We start from the raw sequence: 15918 nt of genomic DNA, 5'->3' as shown, positions 1-15918 counted from the left end.
CGGCCTCAGAGAAGCTCCCCCTGCCCCGCCCCGCCCTTCCCGGGCTCCCCGAACATGGCGCGGGCCTTCTCCGTGGCGACACGCCCCTGCGAGGTGCGCTTCAGATACCCCTGCTGGATGAGGTACGGCTCGTACACCTCCTCGATCGTCTCCCGCTCCTCTCCCACCGCCACGGCGAGGCTGCCGATCCCGACCGGCCCCCCGCCGAAGCTTCGGATGATGGTCGTCAGTATCCGCGCGTCCATCTCGTCGAGGCCGTGCCGGTCCACGTCGAGGAAGGAGAGGGCCGCGTCGGCCGTCGCGGCGTCGATGCGGTTGCCGGCCTTCACCTGCGCGTAGTCCCGCACCCGGCGGAGGAGGTTGTTGGCGATGCGGGGGGTGCCGCGCGCCCGCCGGGCGATCTCCGCCGCGCCGCCGTCGTCGATCTCGACGCCGAGGATCCCCGCGCTCCTCCGGACGATCTTCTCGAGGTCGGCGGCAGGGTAGTAGTCGAGCCGTATCGTCATCCCGAAACGCGAGCGGAGCGGGGCGCTGATGAGCCCGCTCCGGGTCGTGGCGCCGAGGAGCGTGAACCGGGCGAGGTTGAGGCGCACGCTCCGGGCGCTGGGGCCCTGGTCGATGATGATGTCGAGCGTGAAGTCCTCCATCGCCGGGTACAGGTACTCCTCGATCACCTTGTTCAGCCGGTGGATCTCGTCGATGAAGAGGATGTCGCCGTTCTCGAGGTTGGTCAAAAGCCCCGCGAGGTCGCCGGCCTTCTCGATGACCGGCCCGGAGGTGGCCTTGATGTTGGAGCCCATCGCCCGGGAGATCAGGTGGGCGAGCGTGGTCTTGCCGAGTCCCGGCGGGCCCGAGAAGATGGCGTGCTCGAGCGCCTCGCCCCGCTCGCGCGCGGCGCGGATGAATATCCCGAGCCGCTCCTTGATCCGCTCCTGCCCGATGAACTCGCCGAACTCCGCGGGGCGGAGCGTGAGATCGAGCTGGGGGTCCCGGTCCTTCAGCGCCTTTTCCACGAATCGCTCCGTCATGGCGAACCAGTCGCCGTTTCCCGCCCGCGGATCCCGCCGCGACAAGATATATCGTTTGTGCAGCCGCGGATCTTCGCGGAACGGCGCGGACCTGTCGTGCCGCGCACCCCGCGCCCGTCCCCGCGACGATCCGCGTTCATCCGCGGCAACAATGCGATCTCGTCAGCCGCGTCGAAGACCACGGTCCCTCTCAGTTCGCCGCCTTCAGCGCCTCGCGGATGAGCGTTTCCGCATCCGCGGCCTTCCCGATCCGCTTCGCCGCGGCGTGGACCGCCCGCGCGGCTTCCGCCTGCGAGTAGCCGAGCGAGACGAGCGCCATCGCCGCGTCGTTCTCCGCGCGCCCCGCCGCCGGAACCCCCGGCTCCCCCTCCTCGAACGCCTCGACGCGGTCCTTCAGCTCCAGGATGAGACGCTCGGCCTTCTTCTTGCCGATCCCCGGGACCGCGGAGAGCGCCGCGGCGTTCCCCTCCCGCACCGCCGCGCGGAAGTTGCGCGGGGAGATGCCGCTCAGGATGCCGATGGCGATCTTGGGCCCTATCCCCGAGACGGAGATGAGGAGGCGGAAAAGCCCGCGCTCCTCCTCGGTCAGGAAGCCGAAGAGCACCAGCCCGTCGTCGCGGAGATGCAGATGCGTCAGGATCGAAACCCGCGCCCCGCTCCGCGGGAGACGGTCGAAGCTGCTCAGGGGGATGACGCACTCGTAGCCCACCCCCGCCACGTCGATCACGACGCGGGTCGGCTGGGCCTCCCTGAGCTCCCCCTCGAGGTGCGTGATCATCCGCTCACCCTTTCACGCGGCCGCGCGCCGGCCGCGCCTCTGCCCGCCCGCCCAAGGCGGGATCGGGGGCCCGCGCCGCGCACCCGGCCCCCGTGTACGCGTGGCAGAGGGCGAGGGCGAGCGCGTCGGCCGCGTCGGCGGGGCGCGGCGCCTCCGGGAGGCCGAGGATCGCCTTCACCATGAACTGCACCTGGGCCTTGTCCGCGCCCCCGCGGCCGAGGATCGCCTGCTTCACCCGCCGCGGCGCGTACTCGAACACCCCCAGGCCCCGCTCGGCCGCCGCCAGCATCGCGATGCCGCGGGCCTCGCCGAGCGCCAGCGCCGTCTTCACGTTCCTGCAGAAGAAGATCCCCTCGACCGCCATCTCCGCCGGCCGGTAGGCGTCCAGAACCTCCCCCAGCTCCCGGTGGATCTTCAGGAACCGGACGGGAAGCGGAACGTGGGGCCGGTTCACGATGCAACCGCAGGCGACGAAGGAGACGGCGCTTCGTTTCCGGTCCACGATCCCGTAGCCGGTCACGATGGTGCCGGGGTCGATGCCGATTATTCTCACCGCGTCCCCCCGGCGATCAGCGCTTCGCCGCGGCCTCGACGAGGTCGTCCGGCAGGTCCGCGTTCGACGAGACGTTCTGCACGTCGTCGTGGTCCTCCAGCTCCTCCATCAGCTCCAGGACGTGCTGCGCGTCCTTCCCGGTCACGGCCACCGTGGTCTTGGGGATGCGGGCGATCTCGGCATGGGAGTAGCGTATCCCCTTGGCCTCGAGGGCCTTCTTGACCTCCTCGAGCGCCTCGGGCCGGGTGAAGATCTCGTACGCCCCCTTCTCCTCGGCGTTGAAATCCTCGGCCCCCGCGTCGAGGGCGACGGCGAGCAGCTGGTCCTCGTCGACCCCCTCCTTCTCCACCGCGATGAACCCCTTCTTGTTGAAGTTCCACGCCACGGAACCCGCCCCCGCCATCCGCCCGTTCCGCTTGTCGAAGATGTTGCGGATCTCGGACGAGGTGCGGTTCTTGTTGTCCGAGAGGCAGTCGACCATCAACGCCACGCCCGCGGGCCCGTACCCCTCGTAGGTGATCTCCTCGTAGGAGACCCCCGGCAGCTCGCCGGTCCCTTTCTTGATCGCCTTGTCGATGTTGTCCGCCGGCATGTTGAACTGCTTCGCCTTGGCGATCACCGTGCGGAGGCGCGGGTTCGAGGCCGGATCGCCGCCGCCGAAACGCGCCGCCACGCTGATTTCCCTGACGAACTTGCTGAAGATCTTGCCGCGCTTCTGGTCCGCCGCGCCCTTCTTGTGCTTGATGCTGGCCCATTTCGAGTGTCCGCTCATCGATCCCCTCCCCCGGCAGGCGCCGGGAAATCCGTGCGCATTATACGCGATTCCGGGTCCGCACAGTACGCATTTGTGCGCGTTTCGGCGCCAACGATTCCCCGAGGAACTCTTCGGGCGCCTCGTCGGCCCCCTCCTGCACCCAGCCGCGCGAGAGGCCCGCCCGGCGCATCGCCGCGACCGCCTCGTCGAACTCGCGCCGCGTCACCCTGCGGCCGATGACCGGGTCTCCAACCGCCCGGAAGCAGGGCGTGTACTGGCGCATCAGGCTGACGCGCACGTCGCGGGAGACCTCCTCGGCGAGGAACCGCATGACCTCCCCGGTGCCGGCGACCCCCCCGGGGAGGACCAGGTGCCGCACGATGAGCCCCCGCCGGGCGATCCCCGCCGCGTCGGTCGCGAGCGGCCCCACCTGCCGCCACATCTCCCGCACCGCGCGGCGGCTGAACGCCGGGTAGTCGGCCGCGCCCGAGTAGCGCGCCGCGGCGTCCCCGTCGGCATATCGGAGGTCGGGCAGGTAGATGTCCGCAACGCCGTCGAGCAGCCGCAGCGCCTCGGGCGTCTCGTACCCGCTGGTGTTGTAGACCACCGGGAGCGCGAACCCGTCGCCAACCGCCCGCTCCAGCGCCTGGAGTATCTGCGGGAGGACGTGCGTCGGGGTGACGAGGTTCAGGTTGTGGCACCCCGCCGCCTGAAGCGCGAGGAAGACGCCCGCGAGCTCCGCCGCCGAGAGCTCCTCCCCCGCCCCCCCCTGGCTGAACGGGTGGTTCTGGCAGTAGACGCAGCGGAGGGTGCAGCCGCTGAAGAAGACCGTGCCCGACCCGGCGACGCCGGAGAGCGGGGGTTCCTCGCCGCGATGCGGCGCGGCGCGGTAGACGCGCGCCGCCGCCCCCTCGCCGCACGCCCCCCGCTCCCCCGCGGCCCGCCGCGCCCCGCAGCGGCGGGGGCAGAGGCGGCACGGCGACTGCATCGCGAGCGCTTCCCGGGCGCGGCAGGCCAGTTCGCTGCGCTCCATCGCCGGCGTCTACTTCTCTTCTTTCTTCGCCTGCTGCTGCGCGACGACCCTCTGCACAAGCGCCGCCGGGACCTCCTCGTAGGAGGAGAACTCCATCTCGAACGTCCCCCGCCCCCCGGTGAGCGAGCGCAGCTGGGTGCAGTAGCTGAGCATCTCGGAGAGCGGCACCTGCGCCTTGATCTTCTGCAGCTCGCCCATCTGCTCCATCCCCATGATCCGCCCGCGCCGGCTGTTGAGATCGCCGGTGATGGCGCCCATGTAGTCGGCCGGGACGGTCACCTCGAGCACGTAGATCGGCTCGAGGAGTATCGGGCGCGCCTTCGCCATCCCGTCCTTGAACGCCTTCGAGCCGGCGAGCTCGAACGCCATGTTGGACGAGTCGACGTCGTGGAAGGTGCCGTCGTAGCAGCGGACGCGCAGGTCGACGACCGGGAACCCCGCGACGACGCCCTGGGCCATCGAGCCGCGCACCCCCTTCTCGATGGCGGGCAGAAACCCTTTCGGGATCGCGCCGCCGACGATGTCGTCCACGAACTCGAAGCCGGCCCCGCGCTCCGCCGGCTCCAGCTTGAGGTACACCTCGGCGTACTGTCCGCGCCCGCCGGTCTGCTTCTTGTGCCGCTCGTGCCCCTCCGCGCTGGACTTGATCGTCTCCTTGTACGGGACCGTGGGCAGCCGGAGTTCGACGTCGACGTTGAACTTGTTCTTCAGCCGCTGCTGGGCGGTCGAGATATGGACGTCGCCCATCCCCGAGACGATGAACTCCTTCGTCTCGACGTTCCGCGCGGCCCTGAGCGTCGGGTCCTCCTGCATGAGCCGGTGGAGCCCCGCGGCGATCTTCTCCTCCTCCCCGGCCTTCTTGGCGTGGACGGCGAACGAGATCACCGTCTTCGGCAGCCAGAGCGGCTCGAACTCGACCGGGTGCTCCTCGGAGGAGATGCTGTTCCCCACACCGGTCAGCTTCAGTTTCGGGACGGCCACGATGTCGCCGGGGCCGACCTCGTCGACCGAGATCTGCTCCTTCCCCTTGATCAGGTACAGGTGGCCGAACCGCTCCGGTTTCTTCTGCGTCGCGTTGAGGAAGGAGCTGTTGGCGCGGAGCGTCCCCGCGTAGACCCTGAAGTAGGTGAGCTGGCCCACGAACGGGTCGGTGATGTTCTTGAAGACGAAGGCGCTGAACGGGGCGTCGGGCCTCGGCTCGACCGTTCCGCCGTCCGCGCTCTTGACCGGCCCGCGGTCCGCCGGGGAGGGGAAGAGGCCGACGATCCCGTCGAGCAGCTCGGCCACCCCGATCTCCTTGTCGGCCGAGCCGCAGAAGACCGGCACGAGCGTTCCGGCGTTCACCGCCCTCCGCAACGCGCGACCGACCTCCTCGGGGTCGAGCGTCCCGCTCTCGAGGTACTTCTCCGTGAGGGCGTCGTCGGTCTCCGCGGCCGCCTCGGTGAGCTTCTCGCGGAGCCCCGCGGCGAGCGCCTTGACGTCCTCGTCGAGGCGGTCCATCCCCGCGCCGGAGAGCACCTCCGCCACCCCGCTGAGGCCCGCCTGCCTGCCGACGGGCAGCGTCACCGGCACGCACGCGGGGCCGAGGCTCCTCTTCACCGCCTCGAGGCATTTGGCGTAGTCGGCGTTCTCCTTGTCGAGCTTGTTGATGAAGACCGCGCGCGGCAGGGAGCGCTGGTCGGCGAGTCGCCAGACCCGGAGCGTCCCCACGTCCACGCCCGCGAGGGCGTCCACGACGACGACCGCGGCGTCCGAGACGCGGAGGGCGCAGACCGCGTCCCCGACGAAGTCGGCGTCCCCGGGGGTGTCGACGACGAAGAGGCTGTGCTCCTTCCATCCCATATGGAGCGGGTGCGACTGGATGCTGCCCTTCCGTTCCTTCTCCTCGTCGCTGGTGTCGGCGATGGAGGAGCCGGCGTCGACGCGGCCGTGCCGGTCGTTCGCGCCGCTCAGGAACATCATCGCGTCCGCGAGGCCTGTCGTGCCGCAGCCGCCGTGGCCGATCAGGGAGAGGGTCCGCACCTTCTCGACGGAAATACCCTTCATGATGCGCAGTCCTTTCTCAGGGGTCTGCCGGGCGCGAGGTCCGAGCCCGGATACAGTCGTACCCTATCAGAAACGCATCTTCGGGACAAGGGTGAACTGCGCGGGGAACGGCCGGGATGCCGATTATCCGTGGGCCGAGGCGCCCTCCGGTGCTATCCTATCCGCGTGAAACCGGGCGCGAAGGATCTCGTCTGCATCGGGCTGCTGCTCCTGCTCGTCGCCGCGGCCTTCCCCCCGCCCGCGTTCACCCCGTCGAACCTCCTCGCCACCCGCTTCAGCGACGCCGTCACGCAGTATCTCCCGCACCAGGTCTTCGTCCGGCGGTCCCTGCTCGTGCACCGCCGCCTCCCCTTCTGGAACCCGTACGAGTGCGCGGGAACCCCCGCCTTCCCCAACCCGCTCTACCCCGCGTTCTCCTTCCCCTCCCTCCTCCTCTCCCCCCTGCCCCCGGCGCTGGCCCTGAACCTCGGCTTCCTCCTGCACTTCTTCCTCGCGGGGGCGCTCTCCTTCGCCTGCGCCCGGCAGGCGGGCTGCTCGCGGGCCGGCGCCCTGCTGGCGGGGATCGTCGTTTCGCTCGGCGCGCGGAGCCTCACGCACGCGCAGGCGGGGCTCTACTCGCGCCTGGCGATCTTCTCCTTCATCCCGCTGCTGTTTTTCTGCGCCGAGCGCTGCCTCCGAGCGCCCTCCGCCGCCTCCGCGGCGTGCCTCGCGGTCTCCCTCTCGCTCGCCTGCCTCACCGGCGAGGCGCAGATCCTCGCCTGCGCCCTGGCGGGGATCGCGGCCTACGCCGCGTTGCGGCCGCGCGCGACGCCCGTCACCGCCGCTCCCCGCCAGGCGCGGCGCTGCCTTCTCCTCGGCGTCCTCCTCTCCGCGCCGCTCTCCGCCTTCTACCTCCTCCCGGCCCACCGCCTCTACCCGCTCCTCTCCCGGTCGCACCCCCTCGGCCAGGCGCGGTTCGACTTCGCCCCTTCGCTCGGCGAGATCGCCGCGTCCCTCGTCTCCCCCTCCCTCGTCGGCGAGTACGCTCCTCTAGGGACGCTTTCGTGGGAGTGCGCGCTCTTCGCCGGCGTCGCGCCCCTGCTCCTGCTCCTCCGCAACGCGCCGTCCCGCATGACGCGGCGCGACGTCGCCCTCTGGGGGCTTCTCGCCGCGGGCGCCGTGCTGCTCTCCGCGCGGGAGCTCTCCTTCGTCCACGCCGCGCTCGACCGCCTGGTCCCGTTCTTCGGCAGATTCCGCAACCCGGGGCGGCTGCTCTATCTGGTTCCGTTCTTCCTCGCGATGCTCGCCGCGCGCCTCTTCGACGCCGTCGCGGGCGCGATGGAGCCGCGGCGCGGAGGGGCCGGGCGGGCCTGGTTCGCCGTCTGCGCGGCGGGGATGCTCCTGTACGGCACGCTCTGGGCGGCGATGCGCGGCGCCGACCCCGCCCGCCTCGCCGCGAACCTCTCGAACCGGTTCGTCTTTCTTTTCGGCGAGGCCCGGCTCCCGCTGCTCGACGCCGCGCGGGCCGCGCGCGGCGCCTCCCGCCACCTCGCCGACGCCGTCGGCTCCCTGCGCTTCTCCCTGCTGCTCGTCCCCGTCCTCTGCCTCCTCTGCGCCCTGAGGGAACGGGCCCGCATCCGGAGAGGCGTCTTCTCCTTCGCGTTCTGCGCGCTGGCGTTCCTCGAGCTTCTCCGCTCCTCGGGGGCGTTCCTCGCCGCGCAGCCGCTCGGCCTGCTCCATCCCGCCTCCCCCCTCGCCGCCGCGATAGGGAAGGCGGGGAACGACTGCGGGCGGATGCTCGACATGACCCCGCCCCGCGGGGCGGCGTTCTGGGCGGCGTACCCGTTTGCGTCGAGCACCGCGCTCGACATCTCGCGCGTGGACGGCTACACCCCGGTCAACTTCTCCGCCTACGCCCGGTTTTTGGACCTGGCCTCAGGCGCGGCGGGCCCGCTGCCCCGCTGGTCGCTCGCCGTCCACTCGATCGAGGCGCCCGAGCTCCTCTCGCTGCTCGGCGTCGGGCTCGTGCTCTCGGACCGCCCGCCCGGCATCCCGGGCCTGCGTCCCGACGGCGTCTTCGCCGGCGTCCCGGTCTACCGGCAGTTCCTCGGGGAGGGGGTCGCGCCGCGCCTCCTCCTCTTCCGGAATCCCGAACGGCTTCCCCACGCCTGGCTCGTCGCGCGCGCAACGGTCTGCCCGCCGGGGGAGGAGGGACGGACGCTGCGGTCGTTCGACCCGCGCCTGGAGGCGCTCCTCGCCCCCGGCGCGCGGCCGCTGGCCGCGGAGGGCGGGTTCAGGGCGGTTTCGGTGCGGCGGGCCGCGCCGGGGCTGCTCGAGGCGGAGGTCGCGACGGAGCAGCCCGCCCACCTGTGCACGCGGGAGATCTGGGCGCCGGGGTGGGAGGCGGCCCTGAACGGAACGCCGGTCGAGGTGACGAGGACGAACGGGATATTCTGCGGGATCCGCCTGCCCCCGGGGAGGCATGCGGTGCGCCTGCGCTACACGCCGCCGGGGTTCCGCATCGGGGCGGTCGTCTCCCTCTTCACGCTCGCGGGTCTTGTCATAACCATGTGCGCCCGAAGCGGCAAGACAATCCCATATCCACCGCCCTCTCCAGGGCACACGTAAGCGTGCCCTGGGGCTGTGGATAACTTTGTATCGTAGTGCGGGGCACTCCGATGGGGAGTTCGGGGGAACCGAGCGAACGCGCCGCGTCCGCTACTTCTCCGACTTCAGCAGGGCGGCGAACCTCTCCTCCGTGAGCACCTCCACGCCGAGCGCCCGCGCCTTCTCCAGCTTCGACCCCGCGTCCGCGCCCGCCACGACGTAGCGCGTCTTCGTGCTCACGCTCCCCGCGGCGCGCCCGCCCCGCTCCTCGACCAGGAGTCGCGCCTGGTCGCGAGTGAAGCGTCGGAGCGTCCCGGTGAAGACGAACGTCATCCCGGCGAAGACGCCCGGCCCCGCCGCCGGCGTCTCGCTCCAGGTCACCCCGCCCGTTCTGAGGCGCTCGATGACCTCGGTGTTGAGGCGCTGGGAGAAGAAGGTGACGATGCTCGCGGCGATCCGCGGGCCTATCTCCCTCGTCTGGGCGAGCTCCTCCTCGGTCGCCCGCCCGATCCGCTCCAGCGTGCCGAACGCGCGCGCCAGGAGGCGCGCGACGTGCTCCCCGACGTGCCGGATCCCCAGGGCGAAGATCAGCCGGGCGAGCGTCGTGCGCCGGCTCCGGTCGATCGAGGCGACGATCTTCGCCGCGGACCTGTCCGCCATACGCTCCAGCGGGAGGAGATCGGACTCGTTCAGGGAGTAGAGGTCCGCCACGCTCCGCACCCTGCCCGTCGAGACGAGTTGGCGGACCAGCTTCTCCCCGAGGCCGTCGATATCCAGCGCCCTCCTCGAGGCGAAATGGAGTATCTTCTCCTCGAGCTGCGCGGGGCACGAGATCCCCGTGCAGCGCGCCGCCGCCTCCCCCTCGATCCGCTCCACCACCGCCCCGCACACCGGGCAGCGCGCGGGGAGCCGGTACGGCTTCGTCCCCGGGGGGCGGGCGCTCTCGACGACCTTCACGATCTCCGGGATGACGTCGCCCGCGCGCTGCACGACGACCGTGTCCCCGACCCTGACGTCCTTGCGCTCCACCTCGTCCTGGTTGTGGAGCGTCGCGCGGCGCACCTCCACCCCCCCGACCCGCACCGGCTCCATCAACGCCACCGGCGTGAGCGCCCCGGTCCTGCCGACCTGCGCGACGATGTCGACGACCCGCGTGGTCTCCTGCCGCGGGGGGAACTTGTACGCGATCGCCCAGCGCGGGCTCCGGCTCACCTCCCCCAGGCGCCGCTGGAGGGCGTAGTCGTCGACCTTGATGACCACCCCGTCGATCTCGTACGGGAGGGCGCTCCGCTCCTCCTCCATCCGGCGGTGGAACTCGATCGCCTCGTCGATCCCCGCGCAGCGCCGGATATGGCGCTCGACCCTCAGCCCCCACTCCGGGAGGGCGCGGAGGAACCCCCACTGGCTTTCGAACCGGTCACCCTCCACCTGCCCGGGGGCGTAGAGAAAGATCTTCAGCGGCCGCCCGGCCGTGACCGACGGGTCGAGCTGCCGGAGCGAACCGGCCGCGGCGTTCCGCGGGTTCGCGAAGAGCGGCTCTCCCCGCCCCTCTCGATCCCGGTTGAGGCGCTCGAAATCCTCGATGTCGATGTAGACCTCGCCCCGCACCTCGAGACGCGCGGGGATCGCCCTTTCCTCCCCCCTGAGCCTCAGCGGCACGCTGGAAACGGTCTTGAGGTTCGCGGTCACGTCCTCGCCCGTGACGCCGTCGCCGCGCGTCGAGCCTGAGACGAACGTGCCCTCCTCGTAGACGAGCTCGACGCTCACCCCGTCGAACTTGGGTTCGGCGACGTAGGTGATCGCCGCGTCGCCCGGCAGGGAGAGGATCCGCCTGATCCGACGGTCGAATTCGCGCGCCTCGTCGGCGCTCGTCGCGTTGCCGAGGCTGAGCATCGGGATGCCGTGCCTGACCGGGGTGAACTCCGCGCGCGGGGCGGCGCCCACGCGCTGGGTGGGCGAATCGGGGCTGCGGAGGGCGGGGAACCGCTCCTCGAGGGCGGCGAGCTCCCGCAGCAGCGCGTCGTACCGCGCGTCGGAGATCTCGGGGTCGTCGAGGACGTAGTAGCGCCAGTTGTGGCGCTCGATCGCGCGCCGGAGGCGTTCGATCTCCCGTTTCGCCCGCGCCGTGTCCATCCGCTCCCTCCGCGGCGGGAAACCGGCCGATCAGGCCGCCGGCGGCCCCGGCCTCCAGCAGAGCCCCAGCGTGAACGCCACGCCGGCGCAGTTCGCCAGGAAGTCGTAGACGGTGCACTCCCGGTACGGCAGCGTGGACTGGAGCGCCTCGAGCGCGATCCCGTAGCCGATCGCGATGCAGGCGGTGTAGAGCGCCGCCCTCCCGATAATCCGCGTGTCGGAGGAGTGGCTGAAGACCCGGTACAGGAGGAGGGCGAACACCGCGTACTCGATGAAGTGGAGGAGCTTGTCCTCCTGGGGGAAGAGCGTCGCCGCGGCGGGCTGCGTCTGCGAGACCGCGGCCACGAGCATCAGCGCCGCCCAGAGAAACGCCGCGATCGCGTACGGTCGTGACATCTCAGCGCCCCGCCTCCAGCCGCACCGCCAGAAACTCCGGGAGCCCCGCCTCGACGATCTTGCGCTGCGCGGCGGGGATATCGTATTCGACGCGCCGCAGCTCCAGCGTGCCGCCCCCCTCGTCGTAGATCCCGTAGGCCGCCCGCGGATCGCCGTCGCGCGGCTGCCCCACGCTGCCGACGTTGACGATGTACCGCGCCGCCTGCTCGATCGCCACCGTGGCCGCGCGGCGTACGGTGACCGCGTCGTCGTGGTCCCTGAAGACGAGCGGCACGTGCGAGTGGCCGATGAAACAGGCGCGCGACGAGAGGAGGCGGAAGCAACGCTGCGCCGCCTCGTAGTCGAGGATGTACCCCCACTCCCGCGGGCGGGCGAGCGAGGAGTGGACGAGGGTGAAGCCGCCGCAGTCGCGCACGAGCGGGAGGCCCTTCAGCCAGGCCGCGTCCTCCTTCCCGATCCGCCCGGCCGTCCATTCGATCGCCCGTTTCGCGAACGGGTTGAAATAGTCCAGCGGGGTCTCGCCGACCGCCGCGGAGTCGTGGTTCCCCTGCACCGTTTCTATCTTGAGGTCCCGTATCCGGCGCAGGCAGTCGACCGGGTCGGCGCCGTACCCGACGATGTCGCCGAGGCAGAGCCGCCGGTCGACGCGGGCCTGCTCCATGTCGAGCAGCACCGCCTCGAGCGCTTCGCGGTTGCCGTGGACGTCGCCGAATATCGCGTAACGCATGGGCACCTTATAGCATATCCGGGCCGACAATTACACCGCCGGGGCGCGGAGTTCCCGGTACAGGGCGCGGTAACGGCCCGTGACGAGCCGCGCGGCGCAGCGGGCCGCGGCCGCGGCCCGCGCCGCCTCCCCGAGCCGGAGGCGCAGCCCCGCGTCGAGGAGGATCGTCTCGAGCGCCCCGGCGAGCGCCGCCGCGTCTGACGGTTCGACCAGCAGCCCGTTCAGGCCGTGGCGGACGAGGTCGCGCGCCCCCCCGGTCGCCGACGAGACGCACGGGAGGCCGCAGGCCATCGCCTCGACGAGGGCGTTCGGCATCCCCTCCGAAAGCGAATGGAATGCGAAGGCGTCCGAGGCGCGCAGGATGTCGGCGACGTCGCGGCGTTCCCCGAGGAAGCGCACCCGCCCCGCCGTATCGTCTCCGCGCGCGCGCCGTTCCAGTTCGCCGCGCGCGGGGCCGTCGCCGACGAGCAGGAGGGTGGCGCGCGGCCGGTCCACGAGACGCCCCCACGCGTCGAGGAGCGTGCCGAGCCCCTTCTGCGGCGCGAGGCGGCCGACAGACGAGACGAGCAGCCCCGAGGCCGGCAGGCCGAGCGCGCCCCGCAGCGCCGCCTTCTCCGCGGTTTCGGCCGGCCTGAACCGCTCCGTGTCCAGGAGGGGCGGCATCGCAACGATCCGCCGCGCGGGGACGCCCGCGGCGCGGAGCTCGTCGGCGATCTCGGAGCTGACGGCGACGAAACGGTCCGCGGCGCGGCAGATCGCGATGAGCGCCCGGCCGCCCTTGTGCCGCCGCATCGCCGCGAGATCGCCGTACGCGCCCCCGCAGGCGGCCTTCACGACGACCCGCTTCCCGGCGGCCCGGGCGACGAGCACCGCCGCGACGGTGTGCAGGTAGATCCCGTGGCAGTGGATCAGGTCGTAGCGGCGGCGTTCGCGCAGGAGGAGGCGCGCCGCCCCCAGCAGGTAGCCGATCCCCTCGATGCCGCGCCGTTCGGGGCCGCCCAGTCTCCTGAGCACGCGCAGCCCGCCGCTGATCTCCTCGCGCGGCAGCCCGGCGGCGCGCTGCGTCAGCACGAACGTTTCGCCGCCCTCCGCCAGGAGCCCCCGCGCGAGCGCCTCCGCCTGCCTCTCGGTCCCCCCCACGGCCGGGCTGAAGTTGCACACGACCATGCAGACGCGGGGGGGGCCGCTCACCGGCTCCCCCCCGGCCGCCGAAGCCGGCATGCGTCCCGCGCGAGGCGCGCCAGGCCGTCGAGCTCGGTGGACCCGAGCAGCCGCGCCGCCGCGGGAAACACGACCGCCCCCGCGGCGGCGGAAACAGCCAGGCACGCGACGGGCCCCGCCCCGCGCGCCCCGGCCGCGGCCGACGCCGCCAGGATCGCCGCGGCCATCGCGGCGGAGGCGCAGGCGGTGCGGAGCAGCGCCGGGAGAAGGTCCTGCGCGTGCAAGGCGCCGATGCGGCGGGCCAGCGGCAGGTAGAAGAGCCACGACGCGATGCACTGGACGAGCGAGGTCGAGAGGGCCAGACCGGCCGCCGGCGGGTCGATCAACCGGATGAAGAGGAGGTTGAAGGCGACGTTCATCCCCACCCCCGCGAATGCGACCTTCACCATCACGGCCCTCTCGTCGAGCGCGAGGTGGACGCGCACGAGGAGGATGCTGACCGTGCAGAAGAACATCTGGGGCGCATAGCAGGCCAGGATGGCCGAGGTCAGTTCCGCCGCCTCGCGGTCGAACGCCCCGCGCTGGAAGAGGAGCGCGATCAGCGGCCGCGCCAGGATAACGAGCGCGACCGTCAGCGGGAGGAAGACGAAGCCCGCCATCCGGATGCTCGCCGCGAGCGCCTCCTTCAGCTCCGCGATCCTCCCCCCGGCGGCCTGCTTCGAGAAGTGGGGGAACGCCGCGGTGGCGAGGGATCCGGTGAAGACGACGAGGGGGACCATCACGAGCTTCGCCGCGTAGGAGAGCGCGGCGAGACTGCCGGGGGCGAGGTACGACGCCATCACGCTGTCCACGAGGACGTTCCCCTGCGCCGCGACGATGCCGACGATGAGCAGGAGCGCCCCGGCGGTCATCTCCCGCACCGCCGGTTCTCCCCGGGCGTCGAGGAACGCGGGACGAAACCCCTCGCGGCGGGCGGCGGCGGCGAGGACGAGGCACTGGGCGAGGAGTCCCGCGCCCAGGCCCCAGGCGAGCGCCATCACCCCCATCCGTTGGGCGCCCAGCACGATGAAGACGATGCTGACGAGGGTGACGAGGACCGGCGAGACCGCGGGCCAGAAGAAGTGCGCGCGCGCGTTGAGCACGCCCGACAAGGCCCCCGCCGCCCCGCTCAGCACCATCGTGAAGGCGACGACCTTGAGGATCCGGACCGCCTCCCCCGCCCCGTCGGGCGGCAGGCCCCGGAATCCGAGCCCGATGACGAGCGGGGCCCCGGCGAAGAGGGCGGCCGCCGCCAGGGCGAGGATGAGCCCGAGGCGGCGCAGCGCCGCGGCGGCGACGCGGTCGGCGGCCTCGTTGCCGAGGAGGGCGTGGCGCACGTAGGCGGGGATGAAGACGGCGCCGAACGCCGACAGGAGGATATTGTTGAGCGCGTGCGGGACCGCGAGGGCGGCGTAGAACGCGTCCATCGCCCGGCTGATGCCGAACTGCCCGGCGATCAGCATCTCCTTGACCAGCCCGAGGACGTGGCACCCCGCGCTCGCCGCCGCCAGCAGCATCGACGCCCGCGCAATCCTCCTCACCGTGGGGTCAGGTCCTTATTTATTAGTCTAGCGCAGCGTCCGCTCATCATCGTGGGGTCAGGTCCTTATTTATTAGTCTAGCGCAGCGCCTGCTCGAGCCGGGCGACAGTCGCCTGGATCGTTTTGTCCCGCTCGAGCCGCCGCTTGAACGTGAAATGCGCCTGGGAGACCGCGTTTGCGTTCATCCAGCCCAAATAGTCCGCAATATCCCGCAGGGTCTTGTCCGTGTATCTTCGGGCCAAGTAGATAAAGAGTTTCACGCCGAGATGGTCCTTCCGCGTCCCGGGGCGGGGAAACGGCTGTTCATTCGGCCCCGCCTCCCCGGCCACAAGATCCCTGATCGAGTCGAGGGTCGCCTTCCTGGAGAGGGATTTCGCGCGCACCACGTCCCGGCCGATGCGGTCATCCTGCATCCATGCGCTTTTGACCGCGGCGATGAACGACGTCGAACCGAGCATGCACTGCGCGTAGACGTCTTCAAGCGGGCTCTTCTTCTCCAGGCCCTGGCGCAGGAATTCGCGATACGCGGCCCTCGCATCGCGCCGGGATTCGGCGAACATACGCAGCGTGAAATCCGCGTCGAACCATGCGGGGGCGTCGGCGGCGCCCAGGAGGTAGTGCACCCCGCTCCACGCGTACTGTCCGGGCAGTTTCACCAACCCCGCGCGCACGGGGTTGAGGTGTATATACCGCGACAGTTCGAGGAGGTACCGGTCCTTCTCCACCACAATCGCCTTGTAGCGCCCCTGGAACAGGTGGCCGGTCCTCTTCCGGACGGCGTTCACGTACCCCGTGTAGACTCCGTTCAGATCGTGCATCACCCTGGCGAGGTTCCCCCGGGGGGTTTCGATCAGCAGGTGGTAATGATTCGGCATGAGGAGATAGGCGTGGAGCAGGATCTCATAGCGCTGATGCGCGGCGTCGATCAGCGACAGGAATTTGCGCCTGTCCCTGTCCTCCCAGAAGATGGCTCCCTTTTCGTTGCCGCGGCTTGTCACGTGATAGAGCGCGCCGGGGTATTCGATCCTCTGGGGCCTGGACATGCCCTCCCCCCCTTCCCCCCTCCCCGCCCGGAGAGATCGTCGAAGACGCCGTCGCCGTCTGTCGAAACGGGGCTCTTTCGGCCCCCTAGTATAATAAATA

13 protein-coding genes are annotated in these 15918 nt (G+C 71.2%); 1 reads left to right on the top strand and 12 read right to left on the bottom strand.

Features of this window, described 5'->3' with window-relative positions; translation table 11 throughout:
- Nucleotides 1–5: 5 nt before the first annotated feature.
- The 6 genes from ruvB to GXY35_00335 all read right to left on the bottom strand — a co-directional run bounded on the left by ruvB (nucleotide 6) and on the right by GXY35_00335 (nucleotide 6192).
- Nucleotides 6–1028, bottom strand: coding sequence for a Holliday junction branch migration DNA helicase RuvB (gene ruvB / locus GXY35_00360; GenBank protein ID NLW93054.1), 1023 nt, complete (start codon nucleotides 1026–1028; stop codon nucleotides 6–8).
- A gap of 190 nt (nucleotides 1029–1218) precedes the next feature.
- Nucleotides 1219–1806, bottom strand: coding sequence for a Holliday junction branch migration protein RuvA (ruvA, locus tag GXY35_00355; protein NLW93053.1), 588 nt, complete (start codon nucleotides 1804–1806; stop codon nucleotides 1219–1221).
- A 4-nt stretch (nucleotides 1807–1810) separates the two neighbouring features.
- Nucleotides 1811–2359 carry a crossover junction endodeoxyribonuclease RuvC gene (gene ruvC, locus GXY35_00350; protein NLW93052.1) on the bottom strand — a complete coding sequence of 183 codons (549 nt, stop codon included), beginning with the start codon at nucleotides 2357–2359 and terminating at the stop codon, nucleotides 1811–1813.
- 16 nt (nucleotides 2360–2375) lie between these two features.
- The gene (locus GXY35_00345; protein ID NLW93051.1) at nucleotides 2376–3131 is read right to left on the bottom strand and encodes a YebC/PmpR family DNA-binding transcriptional regulator; all 756 of its coding nucleotides are present in this window, start codon (nucleotides 3129–3131) and stop codon (nucleotides 2376–2378) included.
- Nucleotides 3132–3171: 40 nt separating this feature from the next.
- Nucleotides 3172–4146, bottom strand: a complete 975-nt coding sequence (locus GXY35_00340) for a radical SAM protein (protein ID NLW93050.1) — start codon at nucleotides 4144–4146, stop codon at nucleotides 3172–3174.
- 9 nt (nucleotides 4147–4155) lie between these two features.
- Nucleotides 4156–6192 (bottom strand): elongation factor G, encoded by a 2037-nt coding sequence (locus GXY35_00335; GenBank protein NLW93049.1) that lies wholly within the window; start codon nucleotides 6190–6192, stop codon nucleotides 4156–4158.
- A gap of 165 nt (nucleotides 6193–6357) precedes the next feature.
- Here GXY35_00335 and GXY35_00330 point away from each other — a divergent pair, with 165 nt between their 5' ends.
- The gene (locus GXY35_00330) at nucleotides 6358–8799 is read left to right on the top strand and encodes a YfhO family protein (GenBank protein ID NLW93048.1); all 2442 of its coding nucleotides are present in this window, start codon (nucleotides 6358–6360) and stop codon (nucleotides 8797–8799) included.
- A gap of 90 nt (nucleotides 8800–8889) precedes the next feature.
- Here GXY35_00330 and ligA read toward each other — a convergent pair whose 3' ends face one another.
- From ligA to GXY35_00300, 6 genes are all read right to left on the bottom strand, one after another.
- Nucleotides 8890–10911: an NAD-dependent DNA ligase LigA gene (gene ligA, locus GXY35_00325; GenBank protein ID NLW93047.1), complete on the bottom strand. Its 2022-nt coding sequence runs from the start codon at nucleotides 10909–10911 to the stop codon at nucleotides 8890–8892.
- Nucleotides 10912–10941: 30 nt separating this feature from the next.
- Nucleotides 10942–11307 carry a VanZ family protein gene (vanZ, locus tag GXY35_00320; GenBank protein ID NLW93046.1) on the bottom strand — a complete coding sequence of 122 codons (366 nt, stop codon included), beginning with the start codon at nucleotides 11305–11307 and terminating at the stop codon, nucleotides 10942–10944.
- Between the two features lies 1 nt (nucleotide 11308).
- Nucleotides 11309–12034 (bottom strand): metallophosphoesterase family protein, encoded by a 726-nt coding sequence (locus tag GXY35_00315; protein ID NLW93045.1) that lies wholly within the window; start codon nucleotides 12032–12034, stop codon nucleotides 11309–11311.
- A 30-nt stretch (nucleotides 12035–12064) separates the two neighbouring features.
- Nucleotides 12065–13255: a glycosyltransferase family 4 protein gene (locus GXY35_00310; GenBank protein ID NLW93044.1), complete on the bottom strand. Its 1191-nt coding sequence runs from the start codon at nucleotides 13253–13255 to the stop codon at nucleotides 12065–12067.
- Entirely contained in the window at nucleotides 13222–14775 is a 1554-nt protein-coding gene (gene murJ / locus GXY35_00305) for a murein biosynthesis integral membrane protein MurJ (protein NLW93043.1), read from the bottom strand. Before murJ ends, GXY35_00310 begins: the two co-directional genes overlap by 34 nt.
- A gap of 77 nt (nucleotides 14776–14852) precedes the next feature.
- Nucleotides 14853–15818, bottom strand: coding sequence for a hypothetical protein (locus GXY35_00300; GenBank protein ID NLW93042.1), 966 nt, complete (start codon nucleotides 15816–15818; stop codon nucleotides 14853–14855).
- Nucleotides 15819–15918 lie beyond the last annotated feature (100 nt).

This window comes from Chlamydiota bacterium (assembly GCA_012729785.1).
Taxonomy (GTDB): Bacteria; Auribacterota; Tritonobacteria; order UBA1439; family UBA1439; genus UBA1439.
This window is presented reverse-complemented; position numbering and strand designations above follow the sequence as displayed.

What these genes read in the sequence shown, in the direction of transcription:
- ruvB (NLW93054.1), bottom strand. Translation starts at nt 1,028, where the DNA reads ATGACGGAGCGATTCGTGGAAAAGGCGCTGAAGGACCGGGACCCCCAG.
- ruvA (NLW93053.1), bottom strand. Translation starts at nt 1,806, where the DNA reads ATGATCACGCACCTCGAGGGGGAGCTCAGGGAGGCCCAGCCGACCCGC.
- GXY35_00345 (NLW93051.1), bottom strand. Translation starts at nt 3,131, where the DNA reads ATGAGCGGACACTCGAAATGGGCCAGCATCAAGCACAAGAAGGGCGCG.
- GXY35_00340 (NLW93050.1), bottom strand. Translation starts at nt 4,146, where the DNA reads ATGGAGCGCAGCGAACTGGCCTGCCGCGCCCGGGAAGCGCTCGCGATG.
- GXY35_00335 (NLW93049.1), bottom strand. Translation starts at nt 6,192, where the DNA reads ATGAAGGGTATTTCCGTCGAGAAGGTGCGGACCCTCTCCCTGATCGGC.
- ligA (NLW93047.1), bottom strand. Translation starts at nt 10,911, where the DNA reads ATGGACACGGCGCGGGCGAAACGGGAGATCGAACGCCTCCGGCGCGCG.
- vanZ (NLW93046.1), bottom strand. Translation starts at nt 11,307, where the DNA reads ATGTCACGACCGTACGCGATCGCGGCGTTTCTCTGGGCGGCGCTGATG.
- GXY35_00315 (NLW93045.1), bottom strand. Translation starts at nt 12,034, where the DNA reads ATGCGTTACGCGATATTCGGCGACGTCCACGGCAACCGCGAAGCGCTC.
- GXY35_00310 (NLW93044.1), bottom strand. Translation starts at nt 13,255, where the DNA reads ATGCCGGCTTCGGCGGCCGGGGGGGAGCCGGTGAGCGGCCCCCCCCGC.
- GXY35_00300 (NLW93042.1), bottom strand. Translation starts at nt 15,818, where the DNA reads ATGTCCAGGCCCCAGAGGATCGAATACCCCGGCGCGCTCTATCACGTG.